A 20,092-nucleotide genomic window follows, 5' to 3' on the forward strand; every position below is an offset into this window, starting at 1 on the left:
GTAGGGTGCGTGACGCTACCAAAATTTTGAAACGAAGAGCAAGTCTAATAGCGTCACGCACCTTACAAGCGTCACGCACCTTAACATATTAGGAACTCAGTCAAAAGATGTGTTGTCATTTAGAATCCTACGTCCTCTTAACTATTAAGTAAGGTGCGTGACGCTACGAGATCGATTGCTTCGTTTAGGAATTGTTGTAAGCGTCACGCACCCTACGTTTTATTTTGACTCTTATGAAAAAATTAATTTGGCTGGTACTGTTGGTAATAGTAGCGTTAGGTATAGTTGCTGGTAGGAGTTTTTTCGAGCAGGCGCCGCAACAGAGTATTGATACAATTAAAGTTGAGAATCCAGCGAACACGGCGCCGCAACAAAAGTTAGAAGCTGCGGTGAGTTCTCCATTGGTAGCGAGTCAAAATTTGCTTACTCATATTCAAAAGTTGAATTTTCAACGTTACACCGATGCTGAACGACGGAACGCGCGTAGCTATATTATTGCCGAACTTAAAAAATACGGTTGGAAACCAAAATTACAAAGCTTTGCACAGGGAGTTAACGTTGTCGCTGAACGAGCAGGAACTGATAGGACAGCAGGAAGCATTTTAGTAGGCGCCCATTATGACACAGTATATCAATCTCCAGGTGCAGATGATAACGCCAGCGGAGTCGCAGTAGTATTGGAAGTTGCTCGACTATTATCACAACCAACACCGCGCGGTTTACAGCTGGTACTATTCGACAAAGAAGAAACTGGGTTATTGGGAAGTCAAGCTTATGTAAAGAAAGCAGTAAACCTAAAAAATCTACGCGGTGCAGTCGTTATGGATATGGTAAGTTACGCTTGTCATACTATAGGTTGTCAAAAATACCCCCCAACATTACCCGTTACACCACCCAGCGATAAAGGAGATTTTCTTACGGTAGTTGGTGACATAGAACATTTACCAATACTCAATTGCTTTCAAACAAATGCATCAGAAATTACAAATTTACCAGTTGTACTGACAGTACCAATACCACTCAAAGGTTTACTAACTCCTGACACTCTTCGTAGTGACCACGCACCATTTTGGTATCAAGGTATAGGAGCAGTACTTGTAACAGATACAGCAAACTTACGAACCCCTCACTACCACCAACCTACAGATAAACCCACAACTATTGACCGCGACTTCTTTACAGGTTCCACGCAAGTTATAGTAAACGCAACCAGTAAACTACTTGAAAGCAGTAACGATTTGAAAACACCAACTTCAAGCTAGTCCCTCTTTCTTTGCGCGCTTCGCGTAAGAGTGCGGTTTATTAAACTAATGCAGCATGTATATAAAAATCCAAAAGACCACAATTTACTTAAATGTCTTACCGCTTATAGTAACGTCCGAATGTCGCTCAAACTTCATCCGTCCATTCCTACTCATAAACACCGTCAGCGCGCGGTTGCAATTCTTGAAGCAGTCGGACTCAGAGACCGTGTAGATTATTATCCAGAGAAATTATCGGGAGGGCAAAAACAGCGAGTTGCCATAGCACGTGCATTAGTTGCTCAACCAAAATTAGTTCTTGCTGACGAACCAACAGCTTCATTAGATAGCAAGACTGGACGTGACGTAGTAGATATTATTCAGCGTCTTGCAAAAGAAGAAGGTTGCACAGTGCTTTTGGTTACTCACGATACGCGCATTTTAGATATAGCTGACCGTATTGTTAATATGGAAGATGGTAAATTACTATCGAACTCCAATTAATCTCTAATTAATCTCTATTTAATATTCATAATCTTGTAAATACTTAGTGATAAAAATCTTTCGTAGCTTTGCAAGCGCGCGCGAACCTCTTTTCCGCAACGCTTCTGTTGATAGTTCCACTCCATCTATTGATAGTGTTTTAGCGATATCTTGCCATGCTAGTTGACGATAATACCGCATTACCAACAACTTCCTGTCTTGAATGTCCAACTCCTTTAATGCTTGATTTAAGCGTTTATAAAGCTCCGAGTCATCTGCAAAGTTTTGCAGTCGCTCGTCCGGTAGAAACTCTTCAAAGTCAAAGTTTGGACTATCGATAGTTTTACGTCGATTCGTTTCTCTACTTATTTCATTGATAATATGTAAACCCGTTTTACGTAACCAAGGTAAAAGGTTGTAAACTTTCTTACCAGACTTAATCGCTTTTGATAGACGCGAAACAGCTTCATTGAGAATTTCATCTGCTTCGTATTTACCCAATAGTCCATATTGCCTGAGACGCAAACGGTAAGAATTACGTAGAGCTAATAGTAAATCCTTATCTTGTAACTGTGAAAAATGGCTATCAAACGATTTTGTGATTGCCTCGACTTGTGACATACTTTGGATTCCAGGTTGCGGTAGACATTCATCACAAGGATGGGAAAATTCAAAGGAACTTATAGCGAACGAATATATGAATGGGAATATGTGACGCAATCAAAATCGCGTTACGAGCTTTTTCGCTATCCTTGCTACAAATTAATGACTTGCTGCTTGCTTATGTGACATAATTACCTATATACTCTTTGCATACTCGTCTAAAAGCAAGCAGCAAATCGATTTGAACCTGTCTGTTCACAATAGTTTTTCTTATTGCGTTTCTTGCTTGCGCCAACATGCGTGCCAGAATGTATGTATATTAATTTTTACTCCACATCATCTAAGTTAGTTAAATTTTGCTCTAGATACTGAATAAAAACCTCTTTAAATTCTTTTGTCGAATTATAAGCAGTTGTAGCATCCGTCGATAAATCATTATCCATTAACCCTACTTCTTCAGCAATCGCAGCGTCAATTTTAGTGATAAAATCATCTAATTGAGGGTCAACTTGGGCTAGTTCAAGAATTAATAGCATTCGCTTCGTATCACTATCTGTAAGATTCGGTAGTGAAGATAGTCTGTAATACTCTTGCACTAACCAGAAAAGTTCTTCATATACTTCTTTCAATGTACTATCATTTATACTATTATTCTCTAAATTATAATTATTAATCAATATTGAAAGCATATTTTTAATCCGTCTTCTTTCTTTAACAACATGTTCCATTTTTATAAAATCACTATCATTATTTATGCATTCCAATGATAGTTTTAACTCTGTACTGTAACTATTTTTTAGTTGACAGCAAGAATAGCTTGATGCACTGGATAACTGATGATTTTGTTCTGAATCTTCACTTAGCATTCGCCATATCGTACTTAAGCTTACCATTAATATCTCGAACTGTAAATTTCTCTCAATCACGATATTCTGCACAGCATGACACTCGTGCAGGTCATTGAACACACTGTGTCCAGGTGTGATTTTTGGGTCAAATTCTTCAAACGTCATTAACTTAGATTTCTAACTCTCCGATTGTTAATGATTTGATAGATATAAGTGTGACCTTTTTTTAAAGGCTTTATTGTAAAGTTTATTAAAAGAAATTAGAACGCTAAAAACTGATGAGGCAGTATAAGTATAATTTCCTAGCTCACGACATATACTACCAGGAGGATGAAAATCATAATACATTATTTCATAGTTTGCTCAATTTCCTAGACAAAAATATTGTTTTTGTGATTTTGGTTATCATTTACAGATTTACACTTGAAATATCTACAACGTGGGCTTAGTTCATATTTACTATGTAATTGATAAATTATTAACACTTTTATACATCTGCTTTATACATATGGTTTATACATCTAATTTATCTGAGGGTGCTAATCGTAATTGGTCTATAAATACTTTTCTCAGCGACTTGATGGCACGAGAACCACGTTGTCGCAGTGCTGGGATTGATATGACTTTACCTTGAGAAGCATAAAAATGTACGATTTCATCCCAAGACATATTATTGTAAAAGCGCATTTCTAGTAGTTCACGCTCAGTGTGATACAACATTAGTATTACTTCATTAACTAATTGACAAGTTTCTTCGCTTTCTAGCTGCTCAACGCCGTTACTATATTTGATTGTATCGACATCCACATCTACATTACTTCCAAACTTGCCTTCGTCACGTAGTATTTCTCGAATATACAAGAAACCAGCTTTTCTCAACCAAGCTTCGTGGTTATAAACGTTGTTGTTCATTTTGAGCGTGCGTCCTAAACAAAGTACCGCTTCTGATAAAATTTCTTCTGGGTAGTAACGGTTACTTAATCCAACTTGATATAAACATCTACTGAAGAAGACAATTAGCCTAGCGTACATCGATTTTACTGATTTATGCAAAGAACGATTTGGTGTGAACCCAAGCATTTGGATTTCCCTCCCCAAAAATAAATTTCTATAGAGTAAAAAGAATACTCACACATACCACTTGTGATAGTGTTCTAATTAAAAATGAAGATATTTGATAATTCGTGACAAGAATACGAACAGAACAAATTGATCCCCCCAAGTTTCCCCTCAAGTATTGGGGGTTGCAGGGAATCTTTATAAATATATTGCTTATATTAAACAGCACTTTCTATCGAGGGACCTTTATTTAGGGCGCCTCGACAATGCATTTGTTTTGATTAGTAATTATGCTCGCAAATTAAACGACATTATTATCGGGATTGTCAGAGTTAAAATTAGAGTTACTATCAGGGGAAGCTAAAGATGCATCAATAGCATTAATTAAATGACTGAGGGTGACATCAATTTCTGCGAAACTTAAAATTAGCAGCATCCTTTGAGAATCGGACTCATTTAACTTAGGTAAAGAAGCTAAACGATAATATTCGTAACCAAGGGCAGCTAAAGCTTCATCAAAAGTATCAAAATCTACTTGCTCTACAATTTTGTGTAAAGTTTCTGCAAAGTTTCTGTGATGAGAAGGCTGTTTGCACGACCAATTGATATACTCTTTGGTTTCCGTATAAGAAAGCACCCGATGTAAGTGTGGAAATACACTTTGATCTGTAGATGAGCGACCTGCAAAATATTGATTTAATTTTTCTACCATAATTATCTCCACAAAATAACAGGAGAATCATGTTTATTACAGTTATATATGTTGGTTTCACGTCTTTGTGACACGGATGTTATCAACTCAACATCATAAATTTATTTATTAGTTAAGTCGCAAATTCATAAGCAAAAAGTATCTTATGTCTCTGGAGCTAAAACAGAGCAAAGAAACTAGTATAAATCGTGGGCTTTCATTCAATCAGCATGTCTTTGTAACTAATAAGACAAAATAGGAAGTAATGGTAATTTTGGACTGTAAAATTTGACTGTATTTTTGACTCAGGTAAAAATAACCCTAATACAGATTATGATGTAATCCTGCACTCTTGTAGCTAAAATTTCAGACCGATGCTAGAAACTCTGCTAAATCCTCCAACCGTCAAACCGAGCGTTCCGCATTTCTCTTCAGGTCCATGTGCAAAGCGTCCCGGTTGGTCTGCATCAAATCTTGCTAACGCTTGCGTAGGGCGTTCGCACCGTTCAACAGATGGTAAAGCTAAATTAGCTGAAGTTATCGAACTCTCGAAAAAAATCCTTGGTGTTCCTGCAAATTACCGCTTGGGAATAGTTCCAGCTTCCGATACAGGCGCCGTAGAAATGGCGATGTGGTCACTGTTAGGTAAATTACCTCTCGATATCCTGGCGTGGGAAAGCTTCGGTCAAGAATGGGTAAAAGATGTTACCGACGAGTTGAAACTATCTGATGTTCGTTTAATGAAGGCACCTTATGGTAGCTTACCCGACTTAAGTCAGGTTGATTTTAGCCATGATGTAGTGTTTTTGTGGAATGGTACTACAAGTGGCGCCCGCGTTGCAAATGCAGACTGGATACCAGACGACCGCGAAGGTTTAACAATTTGCGATGCAACTTCAGCAGTATTCGCAATGGACGTAGACTGGTCAAAACTCGACGTAGTTACCTACTCCTGGCAAAAAGTCCTTGGTGGAGAAGCACAACATGGTGTAATAGTACTATCGCCACGTGCTGTTGAACGCTTAGAAACCTACCAACCACCTCGACCTTTGCCAAAATTATTTCGGATGACCGAAAAAGGTAAGCTCATCGAAGGTATTTTCAAGGGCGACACTATTAATACTCCATCAATGTTGTGTGTTGAAGATGCGCTTGACGGGTTGAAGTGGGCAGAAAGTATTGGTGGTCTTTCTGGACTGATAAATCGTAGCGAAGCCAACCTAGCAGCAATTACAAAATGGGTTGAGCAAAGTGACTGGGCTGCATTTTTGGCATCAACGCCAGAAATTCGCTCTTGTACATCGATTTGTATTAAAATTGTGGACGAGTGGTTTATTGGCTTAACTCTAGAACAACAAGCCGAATGTGCTAAAAAACTAGCAAAACTGCTCGAAAAACAGGGAGTTGCCTATGATATTGCAGCTTACCGTTCGGCGCCACCGGGACTACGAATTTGGGGAGGTGCCACCGTAGAAACTAGCAATATTGAAGCATTGCTACCTTGGTTAGATTGGGGTTTCGCAACAGTCAAAAATGAAATGAAATAGCATAATCGTAGTTTTGGAGTTCCTCCGTAGTAATGACTTCAGTCCTTAACTTCAACTCCGAAAGTACAAAAAACCGGGTTTTAAGGAACCCGGTTTTTTACCGATATCAATTATTCATCTTCGTTGAATAGGGCATCAAAATCACGGTATCCACTTACCAATTTTAATGATAAACACCTTGGTATGCCTGTAAATTGGGAGCAGATCTAACTCTTATGTGCTATAGTAGGGAAAATTTTACTTTTAGCAGAAGAACCTAGACCTCAAGACTATAAACAACTTAAAGGGCAACCCGGTGTATACCGAGTTGACCAAGGTGAATATCGTATTCTGTATAGAATATTAGAAGATTCAGTCTAAATTTTTAGAGTTGGGAAACGTAATGACGATGAGGTGTATGAAAATCTTTGAAGTTAGACAGTTTCTTCAATTGTAGGAATTTGTCTTTGGACTATTTTAATTAGTCCTAAAGTCTTCTTTCTAGCAAGTTGCTCTCCTTGTTTTCCAAAATACGCTGCTGCGGTTTGCAAGTCGGATATTGCTGCTTGTTCATAGCCTAAATTGTGATAAGCGATACCTCGATTTACGTATGCTTGAGCGTTACTAGGGTTAAGTCTTACTGTATTACTAAAATCGTTGACGGCGCCTAAATTATCACCATTTTTACCGCATGTGCAACCTCGGTTAAAGTACGCGCGTTCAGATTGTGGGTTGAGACTAATTGCAAGCGTAAAGTTTGTAGTTGCAGCATCGTAGTCATTGAGGTGAAACTTTGCCAAACCCATATCATTATATATATCCGCACGTAAATAACTAGGGGTTTTGTTCATTAGTGATAATGCGCGCTGATAGTCTATGATGGCTTTACTGTAATTAGATAGTGCCGCAGTCGCTACACCTCGATTGTAATAAGCTCGAAAGTCATGAGGATTTAGGGCAAGAACACGATTATTATCGTCAATCGCAGCAGTATAATTACCTTGACGATAATAAGCAATCCCTCTGTTTATATACGCTTCGATATTTTTTGGTGCTAAATTTATTGCTTGATTGCAATCGGTAACAGCATTCTGATAAGCTTTTAGTTGAAGGTTAGCAAGACAACGATTACTGTAAGCTGCGCTATAATCTTTTCTAATATCAATTGCTTCAGTAAATTTAACTACTGCTTCAGTATAATTTTCTTGGTGTAGCATTTCCACACCTAAGCGAAAAATATTAGCTGCGGAAACTGGAATAGAACTGGCGCCTGCTGAACTGACCTGAAAAAATAGCAAGCTAATAGTTAAAACGCTAATTAATATTAATCGTGAGCGCAAAAGAACGAACTTAAACGAGCAATTCATAATAAACCTCTCGAATTGCTAATTGTGTTTATATTGCCATAGGGGCACAGCAACGCTGCACCCCTATTAATCTTTTATTAGAACTGAATCACCATAAGCCTGATTTATAAGCAAGTATTAACATTCTTACTCAGAACTCAGCACGAGCGCACTCAGCACTATTAACTATTTCCAACCTTTACCAGCTTTTGACAATACATAAGATGCCACGTTGGCAATTTGTGCGTCGTTCAAACGACCTTTGAAGGCAGGCATAGCGTTTTTACCCTTTGTAACTTGGGTAATAATTGCTTCTTCCGAGTACATATTGTACTTTTCTAAAGCATCTTTTTGTAGAGTTTTTTGTGCGTTAACCAAGTTCTTACCACCTGCGTGACAGGAAGCGCAGTTCGCGCTGAAGACTTTTGCTCCAGCCACAGCATCACCATCAGCTAATGCAGGGCGACTGAAGGCAAAAGTGAAAATTGCTACTCCTAGTAGCAGTACTGATACAATTCTTTTCATTGAGTGTTCCCTCTGTAACAAGGATGGGTAAGTGCTATATCCTCATAATATTCTCTTGTTCACTGCTTCTATAGTCAAACGACAGGCTGTCATACTTCGCAAAAACCTTTACAATTGTTGACGTTCAGTAAATTTTTGTGACTTTGTTTGTTACATGTCTTGACATATAAATCAAGATTTAACAAAGAATATTAAAAATTGTAACAGTAAGTACAAGAGTTAAAAAGTAATTAGATGTGTTACTAACTTGTTTAAGAATATGTAGCTAAGTTGGTAATAGCATCACCTGTGACACGACAAATTCGCCATTCGTCTAAAATATCGGCGCCCATACGACGATAGAATGAGATTGCAGGTTCGTTCCAATCTAAAACGCTCCATTCAAGGCGCCCACAATTACGAGACTGAGTAATTTTTGCAACTTGACTCAAAAGCGCTTTACCGATACCAAGGCGCCGATATTCAGACAGTACAAATATATCTTCGAGATAAATACCGGGTTTGGTAAGAAACGTTGAATAGTTATGAAAAAATAAAGCAAAGCCTACAGGTTTGCTGTCGCATTCAGCTAAAATGACTTCGGCAAATTTGTGCAAACCAAAAAGATGCTCTTTAAGTGCAAGAGCATCTCCGGTTACAGCGTGAGATAATTTTTCATATTCGGCTAAAGCTTGGATTAAATAAAAAATTGCATCACAATCTTCAGGTTGAGCAGCACGTATAGTTACACCGCTATCAGTTCGCATAGTATTTTAGATTTTCCGATTTTAGATTTTAGATTTTGGATTCCAGTTTACTGTCAAAGAAATTCTATACGAAAAAGCGACACTACTGGCACTCCGGAGTAGAAAGAACTTTTGATCTAAAATCCAAAATCTATTCATGTCCCTATACGGGAAAATCCAAAATTCTAAACTAGCCATCCTTTTAAGCGTTTAGCGATATGTGGGCGCCGAAGTTTTCGCATTGCTTTGCTTTGAATTTGACGAACACGTTCGCGCGAAAGATTAAACATGTTACCAACTTCTTCTAGGGTACAAGGTTCGCTTGTTGTCAAACCGTACCGCAATGAAATTACGTCTTTCTCGCGCGGTGTCAAAACATCACCCAAAACTTCCCATATCTCTTGACGCATCATACTTTCGTTCATCTTGGCTTCCGGAGACTGGTTATCTTCGTCTTCCAACAAGTCCATTAATTCCGTATCTTCTTCTTTACCGACACGATGGTTGAGCGAAAGCGCTTGACGACGCAGTTGCTGAAGTTGACGTAACTGAGATGGAGGAATTTCTAAAATTTGAGCCAGTTCTACTTCGTTAGGATTTCTTCCTAGCTGTTGTTTGAGTTCACGCTGCGCTTTTTTGAGCTTGTTGAGCTTTTCAACAATATGAATTGGTAAACGAATTGTGCGCGCGTCATTAGCTATAGCACGAGTTATAGCTTGGCGTATCCACCAATATGCATATGTTGAAAACTTATATCCTTTGTCTGGATCAAACTTTTCTGTTGCACGGTTTAAACCCATTGCTCCTTCCTGAATCAAATCTAGAAAAGGAACTCCGCGATTTAAATACCGCTTTGCAATGGACACAACTAAACGTAAATTCGAGCGAATCATTTTACGTTTAGCAACTCGACCTTGATATAAACGACTTTCTAATTGCCTTTCTGTTAAATCTAGTTGCGCTGCAACATGCGCTTTAGTTACTGGCTGTTCTGAATTCTCTTGCAATGATGCTTGTATTTCTCGAACTTCTTCTAAAAAACAGACTCGCCTTGCTAACTCTACTTCTTCATCTGGCTTCAGCAATGGATATCGAGCCATTTCTTTAAAGAAAGCTCCGACCGCATCATCATGCTCGGTCTTATTATACCCGGATGGACGCGCTGCCCCCATCTGGTCGCCGTCACGTTCATCGTTGTCCGCAATCAAAGCTTCTTCAGCTACTTCTTCTAAAATATCGAGCGATGGTTCTTCGATATCAGTAGGACTTTCGATAATCTCGATTGTTGCCAATTCAGCGATATTCATAGGCTTTTGTGAGGAATGGTTGCTTCTTATTGATACATAACTCTTTGTCGCACTACACTTATGCAAGATGCAAATTGCAAGATGTAGATTGTTATATGCAGATGAAAGCTAAACAATAAGTGTGCCTAATCTTTAACTTCCACCTTCTAAACCAGCAGACACTTTCGCTAAAATGTAGCCAAAATTTAAGTCCCGTATCTAAAAAATGCACTAGTCATTGATTTTACACTAAAACTAGTTAATCTAACGAGGCAGGCATTTGATATTTTTAGTGTCTTTCTAATAATCGTGCCTAATATCGCTAGTTCTTCTATCTTAAATAATTAACGCTTATACCCTGCAAACGTTGGTATATAATCAGAAGTTACCTGTGGTTAAGATTTATTGTTTCTCATCTACAAGATATGTCAAACCCTCCTTAATCAAAATTAGATAAATTTAACAAACCGAAAAATACTCTAGTCACTCCTCAATGCTTAAATTTTTCTGTAATTAATTGAATATGTGAAAGTTTATGCTTTGACCTACAAAGATACACAGTTCTATGAACTATGCTTCTAGGGGGCGTTTTTTACCTACTGTCGTGTGACAGGTTTAAATTAAACATGTTCAGAGCAACTAAATAAAAGCTTCTCATATCAGAATAGGGTTGAATATCTATCGATAGAGGGAAAACCTGCTCTGACTTATTTAGTATATGAAAAGAAAATAATATACAGCTTTACATACATTATCATCTAAATTTGTCTGTATCTAAATAAGTATGAATAAGGATGATGGTGATGCAATTAAGTTAAATTTCTCAAGTAAATTACTTGGTATAGGAAACTTATCAAGTAATATGACAAATGAAAGTATTGCTAACTACAATTTTTAATGATTTGGTTAATGGTTAACGAATGGTAGGAATGGAAGAGGAAAACGGCTATCGATAGGGGTGTGTACTCTTAATACGAGGTTTAGGATTATAATTCATTGATAAATAGATAATATATATGTACACCACCAAAGCTAGTCCAACTCAAGCTAGTCCAACCCAACCATTACCCTGTATAGCTCCAACGATGTTGAAGGTAAGAGAAGTCGGGGGAAGGTATCACAGCGAAAAGCTGCGCTTGGTAGAAGTTTTAGTAGATGTTCCATCGGAGTTGGTTGAGTTTGCAACCAAGGACGGGCAAAAACTTTATCCATATTCGATACCAACCGAGTTGGATATTAAACCTGGTGATATCTTGAGTGTGCCATTCGGCGCCCAAGTGGTAGGAGGTATCGCAATACGCTTGACTAGCACACCTCCATCAGGTTTACAACCCAACAAAATCAAACAAGTTGAAGATGTTGTCCATAAACATTTCTTCCAAGAAAGCTATTGGAAGTTGATGGAGCGCGTTTCCGAATATTATTACACACCTTTAATCCAAGTGATTCGCGCCGCACTACCACCCAAATTACTGGTAAAATCACAGCGTCGTGTTCGTTTAACTGTTGCAGGCGCCGCAGTTGCCGCTTTTTCCACTCCAGGTGAAAAACAGTCCACACCCCTATTTCAGCCATCTAATCAGCCATCTAAAACATCCCTAAACAAAACTTATAGTTCAAAATCTTATCAAAATTTAGTCACTTACTATTTACAAAACTTAATAAATCATGAATATTTGATTTCTGTTTTATGTTTATTGATATTTCGCAGTTCTGTTGCAAGAGTAAATTCCGTTACAGCGAAGCGAATTTTACAAATACTGCATCTTCAAGCAGATGGAGATTACAGCTTAGTTTTTCTCTCTAAACAAGTTCAGGGAGCAGCTCGTACAGTACGCGAGCTTGCCGCATTGGGTTTAGTGGAAAAATATATTGAAACACCGCGAAGCGTTCGACCGAAATTACAGAAAGCTGTAATTCTCGGTGCTTACACGCTTACAGGTGATATGACTGCTCGTCAACGCGAAATTTTGGAGGTATTACGAAGGCGCGGTGGCGAAATGTGGTTAACTGAACTATTACAAGTAACTGGCGCCGCTTCTTCGACACTAAAAGCACTTTCAGATAAAGGGTATATAGTTATTGAAGAGCGCGAAATGCTGCGAAGCGATAACGACCACGGAAGCTTGACTCTTGACTCAACGGAGACTGCAAGAACTCTCACACCCGCTCAAACTCAAGCACTCAACCAAATTCGCTCGTCTGAAAAAGCAACTGTTTTGCTGCATGGGGTAACAGGTTCGGGAAAAACTGAAGTCTATTTACAAGCAATAGCTTCTTTGTTACAAAGTGGAAAATCCGCTCTCGTTTTAGTTCCCGAAATTGGATTAACACCTCAACTCACGGATAGATTCCGCGCGCGTTTTGGTAGTAAGGTTAGTGTTTATCACAGCGGACTTTCTGAGGGTGAACGTTACGATACATGGCGCCAAATGCTCAACAAAGAGCCTCAAGTCGTAATTGGTACTCGTAGTGCAGTATTTGCACCATTGTCCAACTTGGGTTTAATTATTCTTGATGAAGAACACGATTCATCATTTAAACAAGATTTTCCCATTCCAACATATCACGCACGTACAGTTGCAGCTTGGCGTGCAGAACTTGAAAATTGTCTCCTTGTTTTAGGTTCTGCGACTCCCGCATTAGAAACATTAATAGCTTCACAAACAGGAAACACTCTTTACTTATCTTTACCCGAACGTGTAAACTCTCGTCCACTTCCACCAGTGGAAATTATTGATATGCGCTCTGAGCTACAGCAGGGCAATAGATCAATGTTTAGCTTAAGCCTACAACAAGCATTAACAGAACTCCAAGAGAAAAAACAACAAGGCATCTTATTTATTCATCGTCGTGGACACAGTACTTTTGTTTCGTGTCGAAGTTGTGGTTATGTAATGGAGTGTCCGCATTGTGATGTATCGTTGTCGTACCATCAAATTGAGTCTGGGGCGCCGCAATTGTTAAGGTGCCATTATTGTAATTATGTAACAGGGCATCCACGTAATTGTCCGGAATGTGAATCCCCCTACTTTAAGTTTTTTGGCAGCGGTACACAGAAAGTAGCGCAGGAGCTAGCGAGAGAGTTTCCACAACTGCGAGTTATTCGATTTGATAGTGATACTACCAGTAATAAAGGTGCCCATCGTAATTTGCTGACGCAGTTTATCAATGGTGAGGCCGATATTTTGCTGGGAACACAAATGCTTACTAAAGGATTAGACTTACCCCAGGTGACTTTAGTAGGAGTTGTCGCAGCTGATGGACTGTTACATTTATCAGATTATCGTGCTAGCGAACGCGCGTTTCAAACTTTGACGCAGGTAGCAGGACGTGCTGGACGGGGACAAGAACCAGGACGTGTAATATTACAAACATATACACCTGAGCATCCTGTTATCGAAGCAGTGCGAACTCATGACTACACAACTTTTACTCAAATTGAATTAGAACAGCGTCAAGCACTTGATTATCCACCTTTCGGTAGATTGATTTTATTGCGCTTAAGTAGTTTGGATGCAATTCAAGTTGCCAATGCATCTGAGATCATCGCCGCATTTTTACGTGGTAGGTCAGGTTATGAGATATTAGGTCCGGCGCCTGCGAGTGTTATGCGGGTAGCAAATAGGTATCGGTGGCAAATCATGTTGAAATTTCCACCCGATGCATTACCACAGCTACCTAACTGGGATGAAGTTCGCTCTATCTGTCCTGACTCAGTAAGTTTAACAATCGATGTTGACCCGTTAAATATTATTTAGTTAGCGTATGTAGAGACGTTACACGTAACGTCTCTACAACGGCACCGTTCCTTACACAGAAATATTAAATCAATATAGTAGATGGATATCAAAAGTAAAGAAATCAAACGATAAGCTAATAATAGAATGAGTGTATCAACATGCTTTTAAAAGTGATTGTTCCATTTTGTTACAGGAAAAAACAATGATTGACCAAAAATTTAATTCTGATAATACATACGTATTTGAACAGATGTGGGCTATTACAAAAGAACTACGACAGAAGCTAGAAGACCGTTTTCAGCTAAATTTAGTATCTTCAACACATGATTTACATAGCTACACAAGCATTGATGGCAATTGTCAGGGTTCGCTTCAGGCTTTTTCTAGTAATGAAATTGAACGACTAGTACATGCGTTATTACGTAATGAAAAGCTCAATTTTAGTGTCATGCGTCTAACTGCTTGGCTAGGTTCACACATACGTGTTCCCCATTTGACCTTTGAGTTTGGCACGATTCCTGATATTTTCTTTTATATCGATTACATTCCCAGAACTGATTTATTAATAGACTTAGAGTACCTAAAATATTACTATGAACCTGTTAATCAAACATTCCTAAAGCTGGAGTCCGAACCAGGTCTTTCAATGTACACTAGCAAGAGCGTGTATATTCGTCAGTTTATGTCACCCATCAGGTTATGCTATACCAGTTCTGTAACAGATGTTGTTAACTTGATTCGTACACTGGCAAACGAAATGCTCGAACGCTGGCTAATGTGGGTAGATGAAGCAGAGCCAGTAGAAGAATATGCACGACTTGCTTTGGCTGAACGAGACTTGTTTGTGCGTCGTAGCAGTGCTGAATTAGACCCTGGTAATAAGTTAGCAGAACAAATGTTTGGTAAAGAATTAACTGATAAAGTGGTACGAGCGCTGTGGGGAGATAGTTAGGGAAGTATTGCAATACCTTCGATCTTAATCTGATATGCTTCGGTTCTGTGAAATAAGAGCCGAAGGTATATTTTATCTAACTAAAGATAGATGCATGTAAAAATGGTTAATGCTGGTTGCGAGATATTTATTTATGACTTGCAATCGCACCTACACCTGTAAAAGCTAGTAAATATTTTTATTCGGACGTCAATACAATCTAACATTACCGCTATAATTTGCAGCGACTACCAAATAGATAAATCCAATATATCGATATCCAATATTAAATATTAACTAGATAAATGTTACTACAAGGCTTTTTGCAAATCGCGTTAACGTTATGTATTGTCATTGCCATAACACCCTTACTTGGCAGGTACATGGCAAAGGTGTTTATGGGACAACGAACGCTGCTCGACCCAATTTTAAATTCGCTAGAACGGATTATATATATCTTAGGAGGTATTGCGCGCCGTGACGATATGACAGGTTGGCAGTACGCGCGCGCAGTCTTCTATACAAACATATTCATGGGTGGGTTTGTATATCTATTATTAATGAGTCAGCGCGCGCTTCCACTCAACCCTAACAAATTTGGCGCCATGCGTTGGGATACAGCACTACATACAACAATTTCATTTTTAACAAATACTGACCAACAGCATTATTCAGGTGAAACAACTTTAAGTTATTTTAGTCAAACATCAGCTTTAGGATTTTTGATGTTTACCTCTGCTGCTACAGGTTTAGCTGTAGGTATTGCCTTTATTCGGGGGATGACAGGGAAAAAGCTAGGAAATTTTTATGTTGATATAACTCGTGCGGTAACTCGAATATTACTACCACTTTCACTCGTTGGGGCAATAGTACTATTAACTCAAGGCGTACCACAAACGTTTGCACCAACTCAAGAAGTGGTGACTCTTGAGGGCGCCAGACAGTATATAGCGAGAGGTCCAGTTGCATCGTTTGAGATGATTAAGCAGTTGGGTGAGAACGGAGGTGGTTTTTTTGGCGCCAACTCCGCACACCCATTTGAAAACCCAAATAATATCTCAAACTTCATTGAAATTATCGCAATGGTATGCATTCCATCCGCGCTAATTTATACTTATGGGGTATTTGCCAACAATATAAAACAAGCTTGGCTACTTTACTGGATGGTGCTAGTAATTTTTGTTGTTTTAGTTGGAATGACCGCAATTGGCGAATATCAAGGTAATCCACTAATAAATAGCAGTGTTGCATTAGAGCAACCAAATATGGAAGGGAAAGAAATACGCTTTGGCTGGGCACAAACAGCGTTGTGGGCTGTACTAACTACTGCCACAATGTGCGGCGCCGTGAATGGAATGCATGATTCACTTATGCCACCGGGTGGATTCGCGACTTTACTAAATATGTTTCTGCAAATTGTATGGGGTGGACAAGGTACAGGAACAGCTTATCTATTTATATTTGTAATTTTGACAGTATTTGTAACAGGGTTAATGGTGGGACGTACACCTGAATTTCTCGGACGTAAAATCGAAAAGCCAGAAATCGTACTGGCAAGTCTCATCCTCTTAATTCACCCTATTGCCGTCTTGATCCCCAGTGCTATTACTTTAGCTTTCCCGAAAACATTAGCAGGAATAAGTAACCCAGGATTTCACGGCATATCGCAAGTTGTGTACGAATACGCATCGGCAAGTGCAAACAATGGTTCTGGCTTGGAAGGCTTGAACGATAATACCTTATGGTGGAACCTTAGCGCTGCACTAAGTATGTTGATTGGACGTTATATTCCAATTATCGCGATTCTATTACTCGCTGATAATATGGGGAAAAAACAACCTGTCCCTGAAAATCCTGGGACTTTGCGAACTGATTCTTCACTATTTGTTACTGTAACCGCAGGTGTTATTCTCATACTCGGAGTTTTAACCTTCTTCCCTGTTCTCGCTTTAGGCCCAATCGCCGAAGGCTTTAAAATTGCCAGGTAAGTAATGAGTGCTGAGTGCTGAGTGCTGAGTGCTAAGTGCTGAGTAACTTCTAACTCCTAACTTTTAACTCCGTAGAGACCGAATTAATTCGGTCTCTACTCAGCACTCAGCACTTTCTACTCAGCACTTAATAATATGATGCGTCCACGTAATCGTTCTAGTGACCGTAAAAATCCACGTAAGCAGAGTAAAGTCAATAACCAAGGACTTTACGTGCGTGCAGTTAAAGATGCTTTTGTGAAGTTGCATCCGAAATCGGCTATTCGTAACCCTGTAATGTTTCTAGTATGGATGGGAACATTAATTACTTTAGCCGTGACGATTGACCCAAATTTATTTGGTTCAGTGACAGGTAAAAATGTTCAGCTTTTTAATGGATTTGTCACCTTAATTTTATTTCTAACTGTTTTATTCGCTAACTTTGCTGAAGCTTTTGCCGAAGGACGTGGCAAAGCACAGGCAGATGCACTACGCTCCACTAAATCTGAGACAACTGCAAAAAAACTTGCTCCTGATGGGACGATTACAGAAGTTTCTTCCACAACTTTGACGCGAGGTGATACTGTTTACGTTACTGCTGGTGATATTATTCCTGCTGATGGAGAAGTGACGATGGGGGTTGCTAGTGTTGATGAGTCAGCAATTACCGGCGAATCTGCTCCTGTTTTGAAAGAATCAGGCTCTGATATTGCTAGTTCTGTGACTGGAGGTACGCGAATTATCTCTGACGAGTTGATTATTCGTATTACTGCCGAACCTGGTAAGGGTTTTATCGACAGAATGATTGCTTTGGTTGAAGGCGCCGAACGCAGTAAAACACCAAACGAAATTGCTTTAACGGTATTGCTAGCAGTACTAACGCTGGTGTTTTTATTTGTGATCGTAACACTACCTGCACTCGCTTATTACGTTAACAGTCCCGTTAGTGTTCCTGTCTTAATTGCTTTACTTGTGGCTTTAATTCCTACCACTATCGGTGGGTTACTTAGCGCTATTGGTATCGCTGGTATGGATCGAGTTGCTCAATTTAACGTTATTGCTACCTCTGGACGCGCGGTTGAGGCTTGTGGTGATGTCAATACCCTAGTACTAGATAAAACAGGTACAATTACGCTTGGCAACCGACTTGCAGAAGAATTTCTCCCAGTTAACGGTCATACAGTTCAAGAATTGGCTCAAGTTGCACTGCTGGCAAGTATCTTTGATGATACACCCGAAGGCAAATCAATCGTCCGTTTATCAGAACGTTTAGGCGCCATTATCGATTTTGACACTAGTTATTCCGAGCCAGTAGAATTTTCTGCCAAAACGCGAATGAGCGGTACTAATTTACCAGATGGAACTCAAATTCGGAAGGGAGCAGTAGGAGCAATTAAAGGATTTGTTCGTTCTCGAAACGGGTATGACTCACCTGAACTTGATACAGCTTACCAGCGAGTTTCCGAACAAGGTGGGACTCCACTTGCTGTTGCTCTTAATGGTGATATTTATGGAGTAATTTATCTTAAAGATATTGTTAAACCAGGTATACGCGAGCGGTTTGAGCAATTGCGAAGAATGGGTGTGCGTACTGTAATGTTAACAGGTGACAATCGAATAACAGCTTCTGTAATCGCGCGTGAAGCAGGAGTTGATGATTTTATTGCCGAAGCAACTCCTGAAGATAAAATCGATGTCATTCAACAAGAACAAGCGCAAGGTAAACTTGTAGCAATGACGGGGGACGGAACTAACGACGCACCTGCACTTGCACAAGCAAACGTTGGTGTTGCAATGAATACTGGTACTCAAGCTGCAAAAGAAGCAGCGAATATGGTGGACTTAGATTCAGACCCGACTAAGCTCATTGATATAGTTGGAATTGGTAAACAGCTACTTATTACGCGCGGCGCCTTAACAACTTTTTCGATAGCAAATGATATAGCAAAGTACTTTGCGATTATACCCGTATTGTTTGCTAGTGCAAATTTGCAGGGTTTGAATATTATGCGTTTAACTTCTACAAATTCAGCCGTACTATCAGCGTTAATTTATAATGCTTTAATTATTCCAGCGTTGATTCCATTGGCATTGAAGGGAGTAAAATTTAAACCGTTAACAGCAAATCAATTATTACAGCAAAATATTTTAGTTTATGGATTAGGAGGGGTAATTGCGCCATTTATTGCAATCAAATTTATTGACCTCATTATTACTGCTTTAGGTTTAGCATGAGCTACTTACACCGAAAAAAGTTACTGCGAATATCAATAATATTTGCCTTATCACTTTGCTTCAATATAGTTATTGTACCTTTCGTTGTTGCAGCTACAGGTAAGTTAGAGCCACGCCATACTTATGCAATTGCTGGACTTGGTATAATTACGCTTGGACTAATTATTTATTTGTTTGACGTTGTGTTTCGACCTGAACGGTATTAGTTTTTATTTGCCCTTTTATCTTTATGTTACGAAATATTTTTAGAGCCATTCGCATCAGCTTAATTTTATGGCTGATAACAGGTGTTATATATCCATTCCTTGTATTTTGTGTTGGGCAGTTACCGATGTTGCGTGAAAAAGCAAACGGCAGCATTGTTTATAATTTAGAAAATAAACCATACGGCTCATCTTTAATCGGTCAAGTATTCACATCCGAAAGATATTTTCATACTCGTCCCAGTACAATACGGTATAGCCAAGGCAAACAAAGCAGACCAACTGGAATATCCGGAGCTAGTAATCTTGCTCCAAGTAATCCAGAGCTACTAAAACGTGTCATCAAGACAGCTAATCAACTACGCGATGATAATATATCTCCCATCGGAGATTTTATTTACACTTCTGCTTCTGGTTTAGACCCTCATATCTCTTTAAAAGCAGCGCGCGTACAATTAGAACGGGTAGCAAAAGCGCGGGGGGTAACACAGCAAGAAGTAATTCGGCTTATAAATCGTTCTACTGACAATAGATTTCTTGGTATCTTCGGCGAACCCGGGGTTAACGTTCTCAAACTTAACTACACCCTTGATTTGAACGAGTTCTTTAATCGGCGCCAGAAGCAATAACTAAATGTAGTTATTGAATTCAAAATATGCAATAAATGCATAACTAAGTTC

Annotated in this window: 16 protein-coding genes and 1 pseudogene; 9 read left to right on the forward strand and 8 right to left on the reverse strand. The window is 39.1% G+C overall.

Annotated elements, in window-relative coordinates; all coding sequences use genetic code 11:
• Positions 1–233 precede the first annotated feature (233 nt).
• Together AC2JBO_RS16075 and AC2JBO_RS16080 are read left to right on the forward strand one after the other, a co-directional pair.
• The gene (locus tag AC2JBO_RS16075) at positions 234–1,262 is read left to right on the forward strand and encodes a M28 family peptidase (RefSeq protein WP_496954656.1); all 1,029 of its coding nucleotides are present in this window, start codon (positions 234–236) and stop codon (positions 1,260–1,262) included.
• Positions 1,263–1,271: 9 nt separating this feature from the next.
• Positions 1,272–1,745, forward strand: a pseudogene (locus AC2JBO_RS16080) (ATP-binding cassette domain-containing protein); the annotation flags it as partial.
• 18 nt (positions 1,746–1,763) lie between these two features.
• Here the strand turns inward: AC2JBO_RS16080 and AC2JBO_RS16085 are convergent.
• The 4 genes from AC2JBO_RS16085 to AC2JBO_RS16100 all read right to left on the reverse strand — a co-directional run bounded on the left by AC2JBO_RS16085 (position 1,764) and on the right by AC2JBO_RS16100 (position 4,946).
• Positions 1,764–2,345, reverse strand: a complete 582-nt coding sequence (locus AC2JBO_RS16085) for an RNA polymerase sigma factor (protein ID WP_496954657.1) — start codon at positions 2,343–2,345, stop codon at positions 1,764–1,766.
• Positions 2,346–2,653: 308 nt separating this feature from the next.
• Positions 2,654–3,340, reverse strand: coding sequence for a hypothetical protein (locus AC2JBO_RS16090; protein ID WP_496954658.1), 687 nt, complete (start codon positions 3,338–3,340; stop codon positions 2,654–2,656).
• Between the two features lie 348 nt (positions 3,341–3,688).
• Positions 3,689–4,255 carry a sigma-70 RNA polymerase sigma factor region 4 domain-containing protein gene (locus AC2JBO_RS16095; RefSeq protein ID WP_496954659.1) on the reverse strand — a complete coding sequence of 189 codons (567 nt, stop codon included), beginning with the start codon at positions 4,253–4,255 and terminating at the stop codon, positions 3,689–3,691.
• 280 nt (positions 4,256–4,535) lie between these two features.
• Complete coding sequence (locus tag AC2JBO_RS16100) at positions 4,536–4,946, reverse strand: hypothetical protein (protein ID WP_496954660.1); 411 nt, start codon at positions 4,944–4,946, stop codon at positions 4,536–4,538.
• Positions 4,947–5,299: 353 nt separating this feature from the next.
• On the opposite strand from AC2JBO_RS16100, the gene AC2JBO_RS16105 reads away from it, so the two are divergent.
• Complete coding sequence (locus tag AC2JBO_RS16105; protein ID WP_496954661.1) at positions 5,300–6,472, forward strand: phosphoserine transaminase; 1,173 nt, start codon at positions 5,300–5,302, stop codon at positions 6,470–6,472.
• A 413-nt stretch (positions 6,473–6,885) separates the two neighbouring features.
• Here the strand turns inward: AC2JBO_RS16105 and AC2JBO_RS16110 are convergent, their stop codons facing one another.
• From AC2JBO_RS16110 to AC2JBO_RS16125, 4 genes are all read right to left on the reverse strand, one after another.
• Entirely contained in the window at positions 6,886–7,818 is a 933-nt protein-coding gene (locus AC2JBO_RS16110) for a tetratricopeptide repeat protein (protein WP_496954662.1), read from the reverse strand.
• 165 nt (positions 7,819–7,983) lie between these two features.
• Positions 7,984–8,322, reverse strand: coding sequence for a cytochrome c6 PetJ (petJ, locus tag AC2JBO_RS16115; protein ID WP_496954663.1), 339 nt, complete (start codon positions 8,320–8,322; stop codon positions 7,984–7,986).
• Between the two features lie 251 nt (positions 8,323–8,573).
• On the reverse strand, positions 8,574–9,068 hold the full coding sequence (locus tag AC2JBO_RS16120) for a GNAT family N-acetyltransferase (RefSeq protein ID WP_496954664.1): 495 nt from the start codon (positions 9,066–9,068) through the stop codon (positions 8,574–8,576).
• Positions 9,069–9,232: 164 nt separating this feature from the next.
• Positions 9,233–10,354, reverse strand: coding sequence for an RpoD/SigA family RNA polymerase sigma factor (locus tag AC2JBO_RS16125; RefSeq protein ID WP_496954665.1), 1,122 nt, complete (start codon positions 10,352–10,354; stop codon positions 9,233–9,235).
• A 995-nt stretch (positions 10,355–11,349) separates the two neighbouring features.
• Between AC2JBO_RS16125 and priA the strand changes: the two genes are divergently transcribed.
• From priA to kdpC, 6 genes are all read left to right on the forward strand, one after another.
• Positions 11,350–14,094, forward strand: coding sequence for a primosomal protein N' (priA, locus tag AC2JBO_RS16130; protein WP_496954666.1), 2,745 nt, complete (start codon positions 11,350–11,352; stop codon positions 14,092–14,094).
• Positions 14,095–14,278: 184 nt separating this feature from the next.
• Positions 14,279–15,028 (forward strand): red chlorophyll catabolite reductase, encoded by a 750-nt coding sequence (locus AC2JBO_RS16135; protein ID WP_496954667.1) that lies wholly within the window; start codon positions 14,279–14,281, stop codon positions 15,026–15,028.
• A gap of 284 nt (positions 15,029–15,312) precedes the next feature.
• Complete coding sequence (gene kdpA, locus AC2JBO_RS16140) at positions 15,313–16,995, forward strand: potassium-transporting ATPase subunit KdpA (protein ID WP_496954668.1); 1,683 nt, start codon at positions 15,313–15,315, stop codon at positions 16,993–16,995.
• Between the two features lie 138 nt (positions 16,996–17,133).
• Positions 17,134–19,209 (forward strand): potassium-transporting ATPase subunit KdpB, encoded by a 2,076-nt coding sequence (gene kdpB / locus AC2JBO_RS16145; RefSeq protein WP_496954683.1) that lies wholly within the window; start codon positions 17,134–17,136, stop codon positions 19,207–19,209.
• Positions 19,206–19,415, forward strand: coding sequence for a potassium-transporting ATPase subunit F (locus tag AC2JBO_RS16150; protein WP_496954669.1), 210 nt, complete (start codon positions 19,206–19,208; stop codon positions 19,413–19,415). The genes kdpB and AC2JBO_RS16150 overlap by 4 nt, the downstream gene beginning before the upstream one ends.
• A 17-nt stretch (positions 19,416–19,432) precedes the next feature.
• Positions 19,433–20,041, forward strand: coding sequence for a K(+)-transporting ATPase subunit C (gene kdpC / locus AC2JBO_RS16155; RefSeq protein ID WP_496954684.1), 609 nt, complete (start codon positions 19,433–19,435; stop codon positions 20,039–20,041).
• The last annotated feature ends 51 nt before the right edge of the window (positions 20,042–20,092 follow it).

Source organism: Calothrix sp. CBUCES-K 9914 (assembly GCF_059640475.1).

Bases quoted from the DNA above. Each gene is read 5' to 3' on its own strand.
- AC2JBO_RS16100 (WP_496954660.1), bottom strand. From the start codon at position 4,946: ATGGTAGAAAAATTAAATCAATATTTTGCAGGTCGCTCATCTACAGAT.
- AC2JBO_RS16095 (WP_496954659.1), bottom strand. From the start codon at position 4,255: ATGCTTGGGTTCACACCAAATCGTTCTTTGCATAAATCAGTAAAATCG.
- kdpB (WP_496954683.1), top strand. From the start codon at position 17,134: ATGCGTCCACGTAATCGTTCTAGTGACCGTAAAAATCCACGTAAGCAG.
- AC2JBO_RS16150 (WP_496954669.1), top strand. From the start codon at position 19,206: ATGAGCTACTTACACCGAAAAAAGTTACTGCGAATATCAATAATATTT.
- AC2JBO_RS16085 (WP_496954657.1), bottom strand. From the start codon at position 2,345: ATGTCACAAGTCGAGGCAATCACAAAATCGTTTGATAGCCATTTTTCA.
- AC2JBO_RS16120 (WP_496954664.1), bottom strand. From the start codon at position 9,068: ATGCGAACTGATAGCGGTGTAACTATACGTGCTGCTCAACCTGAAGAT.
- AC2JBO_RS16090 (WP_496954658.1), bottom strand. From the start codon at position 3,340: ATGACGTTTGAAGAATTTGACCCAAAAATCACACCTGGACACAGTGTG.
- AC2JBO_RS16075 (WP_496954656.1), top strand. From the start codon at position 234: ATGAAAAAATTAATTTGGCTGGTACTGTTGGTAATAGTAGCGTTAGGT.
- AC2JBO_RS16105 (WP_496954661.1), top strand. From the start codon at position 5,300: ATGCTAGAAACTCTGCTAAATCCTCCAACCGTCAAACCGAGCGTTCCG.
- priA (WP_496954666.1), top strand. From the start codon at position 11,350: ATGTACACCACCAAAGCTAGTCCAACTCAAGCTAGTCCAACCCAACCA.
- AC2JBO_RS16125 (WP_496954665.1), bottom strand. From the start codon at position 10,354: ATGAATATCGCTGAATTGGCAACAATCGAGATTATCGAAAGTCCTACT.
- petJ (WP_496954663.1), bottom strand. From the start codon at position 8,322: ATGAAAAGAATTGTATCAGTACTGCTACTAGGAGTAGCAATTTTCACT.
- kdpA (WP_496954668.1), top strand. From the start codon at position 15,313: ATGTTACTACAAGGCTTTTTGCAAATCGCGTTAACGTTATGTATTGTC.
- AC2JBO_RS16135 (WP_496954667.1), top strand. From the start codon at position 14,279: ATGATTGACCAAAAATTTAATTCTGATAATACATACGTATTTGAACAG.
- AC2JBO_RS16110 (WP_496954662.1), bottom strand. From the start codon at position 7,818: ATGAATTGCTCGTTTAAGTTCGTTCTTTTGCGCTCACGATTAATATTA.